Annotated in this window: 3 protein-coding genes; all 3 read left to right on the forward strand. The window is 47.9% G+C overall.

Annotated features, from left to right (window positions below; translation table 11 throughout):
• Positions 1-62 precede the first annotated feature (62 nt).
• Positions 63-3,335, forward strand: a complete 3,273-nt coding sequence (gene drmD, locus AZH53_RS03165) for a DISARM system SNF2-like helicase DrmD (RefSeq protein ID WP_319642097.1) — start codon at positions 63-65, stop codon at positions 3,333-3,335.
• Complete coding sequence (locus tag AZH53_RS03170; protein ID WP_319642098.1) at positions 3,335-8,413, forward strand: Eco57I restriction-modification methylase domain-containing protein; 5,079 nt, start codon at positions 3,335-3,337, stop codon at positions 8,411-8,413. The genes drmD and AZH53_RS03170 overlap by 1 nt, the downstream gene beginning before the upstream one ends.
• A gap of 242 nt (positions 8,414-8,655) precedes the next feature.
• The gene (locus AZH53_RS03175; RefSeq protein WP_319642099.1) at positions 8,656-13,989 is read left to right on the forward strand and encodes a DEAD/DEAH box helicase; all 5,334 of its coding nucleotides are present in this window, start codon (positions 8,656-8,658) and stop codon (positions 13,987-13,989) included.
• Positions 13,990-14,153 lie beyond the last annotated feature (164 nt).

Raw genomic sequence — 14,153 nt, forward strand, 5'->3', positions numbered from 1 at the left:
ATCTCTTTTCCGTTAGCTCTCTAGTTAGTCACGTTTAAGCTTGCCTTTGTGCATCTTTATTCATGCAGATTCCTGTTCCCGGCCAATGTGTTATCGTACGTAAACGCCCTGCAGTCGTTCGTGACTCATATGAAAGTTGCTCTGGCTCAGATGGAACAGTTCTTCACTTGATTTCGGTTGAATATATTGATGAACATGAATATCCCCGTGAGGATAGTGTTATCTGGGAACGGGAAATTAACGCAGAGGTTTTTTCTTCCTTCTCATTTCCGGAGATTGCAGATATTTCTCTCCAGCCGGATCCGCCTGAGCGGTTTCATGCATTTATTGACGCATTGAGATGGACCGGCCAGGGATCTTATTGCTACAATGGCGATAATGTTGAATATCTGCCCTCGGATTTACTCTCCCCTTCATTCAGTGCGGTTCAGGTTGAGGATTATCAGCTGTATCCTGTTCTCAAGGCACTGGCAATGCCTCGTACAAATCTCCTCCTAGCTGATGATGTAGGTCTTGGAAAAACAATCGAAGCAGGCCTGATTGCCCAGGAGCTGATCCGCCAGAAACGGATCCGCAGGATGATCATAATTTGTCCCTCTTCTCTTCAGATTCAATGGCAGGATGAGATGAAAGAGAAATTCAATATCGATTTCACGATTCTCGATAGTGCCCAGGTTTTTAGGATGCAGCGTGAAGTAGGGGTTGATGCGAATCCATGGAAGATGTATCCAAGGATCATCGTATCCATGGATTATCTGAAACAACCGGATATTCTCAACCAGTTTATTGCAACATCCCAGCAGCTGGGTTCAAGGGATTCTGCAATGCTCCCTTGGGATCTTTTAATCGTTGACGAGGCGCATAATTTCTCTCCGTCAAGGTTTGCAGACGACAGCCAGCGTTGTTCTATGCTTCGTGAAGTGGCGATGTATTGTGATCATCACCTATTCCTCAGTGCGACACCGCATAATGGCTATACTGTATCTTTTACTGGCCTTCTTGAGATGCTTGATCCTATACGGTTTCAACAGAAGAGCGTTCTCGAGGAAGAGGATATGTCGAATATAGGGGAGATCATGGTTCGGAGAATGAAAGAGGATCTCAATACGGACCAAGATAATCCTCGGTTCCCACGAAGGAATATCAAAGGTATTGCACTTGAGTTCCCGGAGGAAGAAACCCGCATATACGATGCACTCCGCGCATATAGAAACGGAGTTTCCCGTCAGATGGCGCGTTACGGGAAAGGTGAACGGGTAGTCGCGGAATTTATTTTTTCCGTCCTGACAAAACGCCTTCTTTCAAGCTCATATGCCTTTGCAAAGACATGGTGGGATCATGTCGAAGGGACAGGCCTCGAGGGATTTGGATTTGAAGAGGCTGATGCTTCAATGAAACGGGCCCTAACACCGGTTGAAGATGATATGGAAAAAGATCAGCGGGATCTCGATGCCGTGAGGCATGGGGGTGGGTGGCTGTCAAAATACCGTGATATCGTAGCCCCCTATCAGGCTGAGATCACGAGGCAGCTTGAGCGTATGGGTTGGGGACGTCGTGCAATTCTTCAGAACATCGATGAGCAGCCATCATTTCCCAGCGATATAAAATTCGAGAGTCTTCTGACATGGATCCGGGATAATCTGATGGAGGGTTCCTTATTCCGATCCGATGAGAGGGTCATCATATTTACCGAATATAAAAATACTCTCGATTATCTTGTAGCGCGGTTTAGAGCTGCAGGGATTGACGAGCCTTATCTCCAGACTCTCTATGGTGGTGCAAGTACAGAGCACAGGCGTGGAATCAAAAACGCGTTTAATGATCCGGCATCTCAACTTCGGATTCTTTTAGCAACAGAAGTAGCATCAGAGGGTTTGAACCTGCAACAGTCCTGCAGGTATGTAATCCATCAGGAGATCCCCTGGAACCCAATGCGCCTTGAACAGAGAAATGGAAGGGTTGACCGTCATGGCCAGTCGCGAGATGTAACGATATTCCACTTTGTATCGGATCAGGTGGAGGAACTGAAGTTTCTGGACTTCATTGTAAAAAAGGTGGATACCGTCAGAGAGGATCTGGGGAGTGTGGGCAAGGTCCTTGATGATGCGGTACTAGAATATTTTTCAAAAGGATCCGTCACCCAGACCGATGTGGATACCCGTATTGAACTTACCCATCAGTATACTGATGAATCGAATGATACCTCACATGCAAAACGCGGTTCTGAGACGGAGTACGAGTCTGCGGTTGGAACCTATGATCAGACAATGGGGGCTCTTGGCATCACAGAGACGTCTCTTGCCCGATTGCTGGATCAGGCGATGCACCTGGAAAACGGAGACCTTGAATTCCAGGGTGAAGGTATTTGGCGAATCAGGAAGATGCCTCCTCACTGGAAAAATCTGATTGAAAATACCATTCTGATCAGCGGGAATGGCGCACAGGGGGCTCAACCGAAAATTGTTTTTTCCCCTGAGCGTGTCCAAGAAAAGGTAAATGGACGGATGATCTTTCACCCTGGCAGCGATTCACGCCTGTTAATGCTCGGTCATCCAATGATGCAGCGTGCACTATCAACATTCCGCCGTAGGGTATGGCTCTCACCGAATGAGTCCGGTCTCAGAAGGTGGACGGTGGAGAGAGGGGTTCTGCCGGATAGTACCCAGGCAGTGTTCTATCTTTCGTATGATATCGCCCTGAGGAATCAGCTTGGCGAGCGGTTCCATACTGGTATTCTTGAGGTACCTGTGGGATTTGGGACAGAGATGTGGATATTGGGTGAAGATGACAGTGAGAAGATCCGGATGTCGGTTTCATCGGATATGGAGGATGCGGATGTGGCGAGGGCCCGTGCCTCCATTGCTTCCCATTGGTTTGGTGTTCAACGATATGCCGATGAACTGAAAAGTGGCATCATATCCTCCCTCAATGATACCGTAGGAGATGAGTTGCAGAAGCACTATCATCTTGAGGAAAAAGAGCAACTTCGACTCTTTGCGGAGCGGCGGCGTTCTCTCGAATTGCGCAAGGATGATAGGTCAATAGCAAAACTGAAAAAGGAATTGCTCCGCGCCAAAGAGAAGGCAACACAACTCACCTTTGATCCTGAAGAGAATCTACTCAGAAAGCAGGAGCTAGAGCTATTAAAAGAGAGAGTGAGTGAGAAGGAGTGGGAGCGTCAGCATGATCACCTTGAGCGGCTAAAGGAACGGCTTGCCCGTGAAGAGGACAGAATCATTAACCGTGTATTGCCGGGTCGATATAGTTTAGATAAGGATGGTATTGAGTTCCATCCGGTGGCCGTTCATGTTATTGTAAACAGGAGTGATGCCTGATGAGCGATCAATCTGTGAATGATTGGTTTTCTGAACTCCGTCAAAACGGCCTTTTAATATCGTCTCCCATATTGGATTCATGGCTGCCAGATGGGCCGGTTTCTCTGGATGATCAATCCTATGAGCGCCTTCGTGATGGGTATCTGGCTTATCTCTCACGTTCAGAGTCTGATCGTCAAGATCACACCGGATTGCATCTCTGGCTAAATACGGTCTTCGAGCGGTTCTTCGGATATGAACAGTCTTGGTGGCAGAAACACACTAGGATCGATGAACGGTTTATTGTTGTCCAGAGCGGATTTTCCGGTGGGAAGCTCCGGCCAGATCGGGTCCTTTGTATGAAAGGCGATTCCGAGGATCCAAGGTTTCTGGTACTCATTGAGCATGAGGCAAAGCGGGTTGGCATGGGACGGGGAAGAGCATTGTATAGTGCCTTTATCGCCTTGCTCCGGGAAACCGGCGTTCCCCTTGGTCTCCTCACAAATGGTCATCAGTTCAGACTGGTATACGCTGGCCTGGACTTTGATGCCTGGGTTGAATGGGAGGCTGACCGATGGTTTGAGGATGCAGCAGGACGGCGCCAGCTCGCTGGATTTCTCAGTCTCTGTGGACCGTTGGGAACCTTCCCTTCGGGAAACATCTCCTTTCCACTTCTGCAGGCTGTAACCGAGAGCAGGTCAAAGCAGGGAGATTTGTCTCAGGTTCTTGGGGAGCGGACGCGTGAAGCTGTAGAATTGCTGCTTTCCGCCTATGATGCGTCCCGACAAACACACAGAGAACTCGACGACATATTGTTCCTGAAACCTGATGGCAACCGAATCTCAGAAAATGAAGCGCACCATGCACTTTACCAGGCATCCATCCGGTTGATAATGCGCATTGTGGTGACTCTCTTTGCAGAATCCCGCGAGTTACTTCCGGTCGAGAGTGATATTTACTACTCGTCATACGGTGTGGAGGGACTATATGCACAACTTCGTTCAGCACTGGGTTCAGGTGGCGAAGATTGCCTGCATGAACAACAACAGGCATGGCACCGCCTTCTGGCGCTCTTCAGATTAATTGCAGAGGGATCGGAATATGAAGATCTTATCGTTCCGGTGTATGGCGGTGCACTGTTTCGAAGGGGCGAACCATCAAGCGCTGACGTGGTATCCCGTGCACTGGCCCTCTACGAAGATAGGCGTGTGATAATCTCCGATGCGGTGGTGTACCGAATCCTTTGGCTTCTGAAGTTTGGGGAGGTTAAAGTGAAGATGGGAAGAACCACCCGACGGATCCCCGGGGTAGTGGACTTCTCCGACCTGCGGACTGAGTACATCGGGATGATGTACGAGGGTCTGCTCGATTACCGGCTGAAGATGGTGACGCCTGCAGAAGAGGCAGTAGTATTCCTTAACCTCGGAAAACAACCTGCATTGCCATTTGCCTTGCTAAGGGATATGGAAGATACACCCCTCAGGAACCTGATCAATGAGTTGTCAAAGGAGGACTCCTCAGATACCGGTGAAGGGGAAGAAACTGCCAGTGATGATGCGGATCTTCCAGAACCGGAGGTTGATGAAACTGACGAAGAATCCGATGAAGAGGATGCTTCTTCGACAGAGACGGGTGAAGGGGAGCTCTGGCAGCAGGTCTTTGCCTGGGCATGCCGGGCTGTCGTGGTGTCCCGCCGTGTCCGGCGAACACAGAGGATGGATGAAACTATCTTCCAGGCCGAGGTTGAAATAAAGGCCAGAGGGCTCCTTCAAAAGGTGGTCTATCCCGGCCAGATGTACCTGATAAGGAGCACTGGTACACGGAAAGGTTCAGGAACATTTTACACCAAGCCACAACTCGCGGTGCCGACTGTTCACCGTACTCTTGAACCCCTTGCTTATGAGGTTACACCTACTGATGAGAAGAAAGTAAAGGTGCCGAAGACTCCAGATGTGATACTTGGCCTCAGAGTCTGTGACCCGGCGATGGGGTCGGGGAGCTTTCTGGTGGGAGCATCACGTTACCTGACTACAGCCCTGTTTGAAAGCCTGTGGCACCACGGGATGATCAATGAACGTCGGGCCGGCGGGACGGTTGTTACCCTTCCCTTTGAGGATCCTTTCACCAGAAAACCGTACGAGGAGTTCATGCCAGAGTCTACGGAAGATGAACTCTTTGATTCACGACTGAAGGCCCGATTAAAGCGGCATGTTACTGAACGGTGTATCTACGGGGTGGACCTCAATCCGCTTGCGGTTGAGCTTGCAAAACTCTCCCTCTGGGTGGAGACGATGGACCGTCAGCTCCCCTTTACCTATCTTGATCATAAGCTCCGGTGCGGGAACAGCCTTGTGGGATGTTGGTTTGACCGGTTTGAGGAATATCCGGTGATGGCGTGGATGCGTGAGGGCGGTGACAAGACCCATTCCAATGGCATTCACTATAGAAAGGGCGTATGGACGGATGCAATCAAGACGAATTTGAAGGAACAGGTAAAGCCTGAACTTGCTGCACATATCAGACGGCATGCCGAAGGGCAGACCGGGCTTGAGGAGTGGGCTGTGGACGGGAAAGTTGGTCATACCCTCCATAACCAGGCGGTCGCCCTTGCAGAACGGCTTCATGCGATACCCATTCAGCAGTCCGATGAACGGGAGCAGTGCTATCGACAGCGATTTGTTGAAAATGAAGGTCTCAAGGCCCTCCACCATGCTTTTGATCGATGGTGTGCCGTCTGGTTCTGGCCTGGTGACTGGCTGGACGAGGACGGGCCAACTCCGGCGCGGTTCTATCACCCGACGGAAGTCTTCACTGAACGGGTCCGCCAGATAGCCGCAGACCAACGATTCTTCCACTGGGAACTGGAGTTTCCGGATGTCTTTATGGCAGGGCGCGGGGGGTTCGACGCGGTTGTGGGGAATCCTCCATGGGAGATTTCAAAGCCAAAGTCACAGGAGTTCTTTTCCCTATACGACCCGGTATACCGGACCCGAAGTAAACAGGACGCCATCTCCCAGCAGAAAGATCTTTTCAGGCAAAACAGCGCAATTGAGCGTGCATGGCTCCTTTACAATGCCGGGTTTAAGGCGATGTCAAACTGGAACAAGCATGCATCATTTCCCTTTGGGGACCCGGACGATGAGGCAGTCGGTGGCGCGAAGATCTCGTTTTCACGTACAAGAACTGAGAACCTCGGGTTGCATGCCAAATGGAGGCGACGACGCGTCCAGCAGAGCGGATATGCGGACAGTGCCCATCCCTTCCGCCATCAGGGTTCCGCGGACATCAATACCTACAAAATGTTTCTTGAGTCGGCGCATGCCCTATGCCGTACCGGCGGCCGGATCGGGATGATCGTCCCCTCCGGCATCTATACTGATAATGGTACGAAGCAATTGCGGGAACTGTTCCTGAACCACTGTAATTGGGAGTGGATATTCGGATTCGAGAACAGGAAAAAAATATTTGATATAGATTCTCGTGCAAAGTTCTGTCCAATTCTCCTTGAGAAAGGCAACAGAACAGAGGCTATCCAGGTTGCCTTCATGCGCCACGACCTTGAGGACTGGGAACGACCAGAAGATTGTTCGCTTTCCTATCCGGTGGAACGGGTTCATGCATTTAGCCCGAAGAGTCTTTCCATTCTTGAGACTCAGACAGATCGTGATTTGGCTATCATCACAAAGATCTATGACGGCTCAGTTCTGCTAGGGGATCAGGGCCCAGAGGGGTGGGGTATTAAGTATGCTGCAGAGTTCCATATGACCAATGATTCAAACCTCTTCCCGCCCCGGGCATGGTGGGAGGAGCGAGGCTATACCCCCGATGAGTATGGGCGCTGGGTGCCTTCGGAAGGGGAAGCGCCGGAACTTGTTTATCGAGGGAAAAAGATTGGTGAGCCTGGTGATATGGCGCTCCCGCTCTATGAAGGACGGATGATTGGCCAGTTTGACTTTTCTGAGAAAGGATGGGTAAGTGGAACTGGAAGGAGTGCTGTTTGGCGGGATATTCCATGGGATGAGAAGGTGATTGAGCCGCAATATTTAATTTCAAAAAGTAAATTCAAGGATAATCCAAGGGTTTCAAAAAAATTCAAATTAGGTATGATGGATGTAACCTCTGCAACCAATTCAAGAACAGCAATTGCAACAGGAATTTTTGATATGCCCTGCAATCATAAGGTTCCAACACTAACCCCTATGAATTATTCTATAAACAATATATTTCAATTATTGTCGGTATTCAATTCAATACCATTTGATTATGCAGTTAGAACACGATTAGGTGGAACATCTTTGATTTGGAGTGTGTTAGAAGAAATGCCAACTCCAGTTCAATTACATACCTCTGGAGAAAGATTGTGTCAATATTCAGTAGAATTATTATTACCAAATCAGTTATTCGCTGCCATCTGGATGCAAATAAAGGATGATTATCCCAATAAAATTAATCGTAGTTGGAAATCATGTTGGGCTATCACTCCACATGAGCGTCTAAGACTTCGCTGTATTCTCGATTCAATTATTGCATATTTCTATGGACTTTCTGCTGAGGATATGGGATGGATTCTAAGAGATTGCGGGCATTCGACATATAATATTAGATCACTCTCAAAAGAATTCGATCCCAAAGGCTTCTGGCGGGTGGACAAAGATAAAGATCCTGAGCTTCGTCATACAGTTCTTTTACTGAAGGCGTTTTTGGATCTGAAGACTATGGGCTTAGAGGCCTTCTACGCTCAGAATGACGGAGAAGGATGGATGATACCAGAAACGATTACTTATGAAGTGCTCGCTGATGGGACCATTGCCTTCGATACACCGAATGGGATTACCGTTCCTGTCAGGAAACGGCTTGGTGAACGATTCCTGCCTTGGCAACTTGAAAGTTCAGCGAAAGAAAGCTGGGCAGAATGCGAGATGCATGCCAGAAAAATCCTCGGTGATGAAGAGTTTGAAAAAATGATAGCTGAATCGGAACGCGGCGATTTCAATGAGGTTGAAGTATCGGATGTGCAAAAAGTTCTCAAGAGAGCAAAAGGGAAAAACGAGACTTTTATCACTGAAAAACGGAATCAAAAATCCTTATTCGATTATTAAAAGGATATGGATGGATTAACAAAAAAAGAGGAAAATCAATAGAATCTTTTTTAGAGCAATTAGAACAAACAGAGGCCTATTTTTTAATAAAATATCAAGAGGCGAGATTCTCGTCATTATCTTTTAGATGAAGGGACTTTCTTTTATTGGACTACCAAATCTGGTATCAGTCCATGGATTTCCTTATTTACACATTTTTACCAGAGACAACTTTTATCGAAACAAACTAAGATGTATCTATAATGACCCTCAATCCTATCCTTTTTGCATCTGAAATAAAAAAGCAGCACTTTAGGTATCAAGTGACGGCTTTTCCGCTCTCAGACCCGGATCTTTCTGCGCAGGCAGAAAAGATGCTCAGTGGGGAGCAGTCCGTTGGTTCCGAGCTCCTCAAGGGCCCATATATCTCCCTTTCCCGACCATTTGCCGAGGGGGCTCTTCTTGAAGATCTGGTCAGGGAAGGAAGGCTTCATCCGGGTGTCGCCCATGTCGCCGAACATCCACGGATGTTTGCCCACCAGGAGAATGTCTTCGATGCAATTTCAGAAGGGAATCATTGCCTGGTCTCGACGGGAACAGGTTCGGGAAAGACAGAGTCGTTTCTCTATCCCATTATAGACCACTGCTTCCGGCTCAAAGATGAACAGGTCCCACCGGGTATTGTCGCTGTGATCGTTTACCCGATGAACGCCCTTGCTATCGACCAGTTGGAGCGGCTGCGGGGTCTCCTCGCCGGAACAGGCATCACGTTTGGAATGTATGTAGGGTCAACCAAACGCAAGAATTCTGATGTCGCAAATGTTGAAAGGATGCAAAAAGGAGAGGGTCGAGAGGCTTATTCGCGATACTACGGGAAATATGGAAACCATAAAAATCTCATTGTCATCCCGCATGAGGAAAAGATCTCCGTTGAAGAGATGCATGAAGAACCCCCGCGAATTCTTTTAACCAATATCAATCAGCTTGAATACCTGCTCACCCGTCCCTCCGACCTCAAGATGATCGAGAATTCTCTCCTTAAATTCCTGGTTCTTGATGAGGCACATACGTACACCGGCTCACGAGGGGCAGAAGTTGCCCTGCTGATCCGACGGCTTCGGGCTTTTGCAGATACAACCGCTGATGAAGTACTATGCATCGGGACCAGTGCCACAATTGTTGATACAAAAAAGAAGACTACAGCCCCTGCAAAATTTTTCCACCGTCTATTTGGTGTCGATCCCAAGTTGGTTACATTCGTGGAAGAAAAATACATTGGTACCTCCTATCCGCACGATACATTCCATACTAAGCCCATCGGAAGTGCTGCCCCTGCATTCTTTGAATACACTCTTGATGCCATCGATGGACCGGGGGACCCCGCCGCAGTGTCCGGGATTCTCAGAAAATTGGGTCTTCCCGAGCTATCAAATGAAAAATCATGGAAGGAGGAACTCTACGAAACCCTCTTGCATAGTGACATTATTCCCGAAATTGAGGCATCCCTGTCATCACCAAAGAATCTATGGGGCGCTACGCATGACATCTGGAATGTCTTGAAAAGGCCAATCCCACGGGAGGAAGAGGCGGCAGAACTCCTTACGTGGCTTGCATTGGGGGCCACCGCAGAGAAGGATAACCATCCCCTTCTTCGTCCTCAAGTCCACTTTTTTATTCGTGGTCTTGCCGGCACCGTCGGTATCCTTGGCGAACCAGTTGAGAGTGAAACACCGGTAAACATCTACTTCTCACATGCCAAAGCGGAGAAGCTCAACCCCAACCCGCGCCTGCAAACCACAGGTATCTTCCCCGTCGTCTCCTGCAAAAAATGTGGGCAGCATTACTTTGAGATTGCTGTCGATGAGATCGGTGAAGAAGAGAAACTGCATGGAGGGATTAGTGAAGGGGAGAATGTCTACTGGCCTCCTGCCAAGGAAAATGAAGGCATAAAACTCACTTTTACGAACCGGTTTGTCAGTGAAGCAGAGGCCGATGACGAAGATGTGGCGGATAAACTGGCAAAAAAGCGTCAGGAAGCCTACATCTGTCGTTTCTGCGGGACTATTCATTTGAAATCCTCGGAACAATGTCTGTACTGCCACGTTCAGCAACCGGTTGTACCGATATACGTTCTGAATAAACACGGAATTATTGCAAAGTGTCCAGTCTGTCTCTTTGGGGCACCCTCTTCCAAACAATCGGCACTCAGGGCCCTCTCTGCCGTGCAGGTAGCAGATATCCACATTCTCGCGCAAAGTATGATCAATGCAGAGAATGCAGAAAATCGAAAACTGATACTCTTTGCAGATAATCGGCAGGACGCCGCCTTCCAGGCGGCATGGATGTCGGATCACGCCCGCCGATACAGGTTCAGACATCTGCTCTTTGAAATTATTAGCAAAGCCGAGATTCCCGTAGCCATCGGGGACCTCGTTGAGACGCTCACCGCTCTCTTCAAAATGAATCCGGATCTGGGAAGAGCGGTTGCAACTGAAGTCTATGAACGGGGAATCGAGGAGTCGTACAGCAGCAGAACTGAAGAGAGCATGAAAAAATACCTGAGAATTTCGATTCTCAGGGAACTTACGACGAGCTTCTCTCAAAGAGACAGTCTTGAGACATGGGGGAAGATTGGTATTGCCTACTTTGGTCTTGAGGAGAGTAACCCCACCATCGAATCATTCGCTGCCAGGTATCAGATGAGTACAGAGGATGCAGTCAATCTTCTTGGCAGCCTGTGTGATTATCTGCGGCGTTCCCGCATACTTTGGGATGAAAAGGAGCCCATTTACAGCCACTGGTGGCACAGGGGAATGCCTGAAATACAGAGAAAGTTTATCCCATATTTTGACTTCCCACCGAAAGGTGTAAAAATTCATCGTGAAACCGTCGATAAGCAACAGTATGTCGCAGGTCTGACATCATCGAGAGGCAGGACCACGGTATATGATTTCATCAAAAAAATCGGCATTGATGAGGAGCATATCGATCAGTGCATAGAGGATGTCTGGAACATTTTAACCCGCGATCTCGGCATTCTTATCCCGGTCACCCTGACATCACAGAAAGGGAAACCCCTGCCCGGTGCAACAGGAGTATATCAGGTCGATGCCCGGAAGATCGGCATTCTCCCCCAAAACGAACGCTACCGATGTGTGGTTTGTAATAGAATCCACAGCAAAATGACACCTAATGAGCGGTGTATGAAGATTCACTGCAAGGGCCACCTCGTCAGAGAAGGTCCTCCTGAAGATGACTACAATGTGAGCCTTCTCAATCATGATTTCACCATGCTCATTGCACGCGAACACACCGCACAGGTCCCATCGGATGAGCGCCAAGAGATCGAACAGTCATTCAAGGATAAAAATGGCACAATTAACTGTCTGGTTGCAACTCCCACTCTCGAACTCGGTATTGATGTGGGCGAGCTGGACATGGTACTGATGAGGAACGTACCACCCCTCCCCTCAAATTACTGGCAACGGGCGGGCCGTGCCGGGCGCAGACACCGGATGGCCGTAATATTCACATATTCGTTAAAAAAGCCCCATGATGAATATTTCTTTGAAGATCCCATGCGGCTTTTAGGGGGCACAATATATCCTCCTCATATTAACCTGAAAAATCCGGTGATGATTAGAAAGCATGTTCATTCAGCAATTATATCCGAGATCATCCTTACCGAGATGCATGCAGACCAAGGAAAGGCAGCGAAGATAAAGGCTATCCGAGAGACGTGCCTGCCTCCGTACATATCCGGATATCTCTTTGAACCCAGTCGTCTGATAAGGCAAACTCCCCCTGATCTTACTTCCCTCGAAGGTCTAATTACTCAACTCAACCCGAAGATTTGCACCAGAATCCAGCAGGTATTTTCAGAGAACTGGCCTGAAGATTCAATTGATGAGGTTCAATCTGAAATTCTTAGCGACTATGTGAATTCCTTTGTCAATGATCTTCGGTCCCATATCGCTTTGATACATAAACGATTGCTCTGGGCGAAAAAGACACGTGATTCCTTAACCGAAAAAGAACGAAACGTCTCACAACTCGATGAAATGGACTCTCGCCTTCTGAACCGTTGCAGAGATTACATCCTTGGTCTTGGAGAAAAAAAGCTTGATAACTATACCCTGAACGTTCTTGCGAACAGCGGTTTTCTTCCCGGCTATGCCCTCCATCCTGGATCTGTGACGGGTATTGCATCCGAATCCTTCTCCTACGGATGGAAGAAATACATGTTTGAGCTATCACGACCGGAATCGCTTGCAATACGTGAATTTGTTCCAGGAAATCTCCTCTATGCAAATGGCGGGAAATATAGGGCAATATGGTATCATCTGCCATTTGGTGAGAAGGGGATAGATCCGGACCGATATGTCGTGGATCTCGCAACTATGCGGGTTTTCCTCGGCCAGTCAGGCGCAGATGGTTATGCAAATAATGAAGAGATCACAGTACCTGGGGTAGCCATTTGCGATACTGAGCTTGGTTTTGTATCACTGGTCTCCGATGAAGAACAGAACCGGTTTAAAATGCCGGTTGTTATGGGAGGAATCATTCAGCGGAATCACCGGGGTATTGATCATTATGCGGCTGGTGAACGCGAATTCTCACATCGCCATGGGCAGGATGTTCGACTCATCAACCTCGGACCATCCGATAAAGTGCGTGAAGGGCAATTGGGGTACCCTCTCTGTCTTGTTTGTGGAGCCTCCCGCTCTCCCTATGCCTCAAATACTGAGTTGGAAAATTTTTATGAGTTCCATGAAACTAAATGTGGTAAAAAACCCGAACTGTTTTGTTTCAGTGCAGACGCAAGAGTAGATGGATTTCTTTTCGAGCGATGCGAAACCAGATCTGATGCCATCAACCTCGCTGAGGGATTGAAAATTGCTGCAAATGTCTCTCTCGAGATGGAACCTGATGATCTTGAGTTCATTATACTCATGCATGATGAAGAACAGGCAGATGTATTCCTTTATGATCCCATGCCGGGAGGTTCTGGCATTCTTGATCAGATAATCGATCAATGGGACCATATCATTGAACGCGGGATATATTCTCTCAACAGCTGTACGAACAACTGTGAAACGGCCTGCTATGAATGTATGAAATCCTATGGGAACATGCAGAATCATGAACTTTTAAACCGGATGCGTGCAGCCCAACTACTTAATTCAATAAAATCACCTCTTAAAAAGACTTCATCCGTCCCATCAGTTGAAGAGGAGCAGGCCTCAGAAGGTGAATCCACAAACACTGCAGAAATGCGACTTTCGGCATTAATGCAGGAATATGGTTTACCTCCCTTTGATCGTCAGAAAGAAATCCAGTTGCCACAGGTAAACATCACTACTACACCAGACTTTTATTATGAGTCTCTGGACAACAGTGTTCGTATAGCGATCTATCTTGACGGTCTTTCAAGATTTATTCATGGGGATCCGGAAATTCAGAGGAAAGACCAGTTTATTCGGACTGTTTTGAGATCAAATGGGTATATAGTGGTTGAAATTTCAGCCACGGCACTTGATGATCCTGAGATGATGAAGTATAAGTTGATGGAAATCGGAATTGCCCTTGAAAATTAACTCAATTATTAGTTTTTTTCCTAGGGAAATATCTCCGGTCAATATATTGATTGTTGGTGAAGATAACCAAATATTGGACGAGCTACTTAACCTCAAATTTTCAGCTGACATCCGATACTTCCTGCTCTCCCAGACATCTTCCGGAGAAGCCTAATCATTTGAGA

Origin of the sequence: Methanovulcanius yangii (assembly GCF_018687785.1) — an archaeon.
Lineage (GTDB): Archaea > Halobacteriota > Methanomicrobia > Methanomicrobiales > Methanomicrobiaceae > Methanovulcanius > Methanovulcanius yangii.

What these genes read in the sequence shown, in the direction of transcription:
- drmD (WP_319642097.1), top strand. Translation starts at nt 63, where the DNA reads ATGCAGATTCCTGTTCCCGGCCAATGTGTTATCGTACGTAAACGCCCT.
- AZH53_RS03170 (WP_319642098.1), top strand. Translation starts at nt 3,335, where the DNA reads ATGAGCGATCAATCTGTGAATGATTGGTTTTCTGAACTCCGTCAAAAC.
- AZH53_RS03175 (WP_319642099.1), top strand. Translation starts at nt 8,656, where the DNA reads ATGACCCTCAATCCTATCCTTTTTGCATCTGAAATAAAAAAGCAGCAC.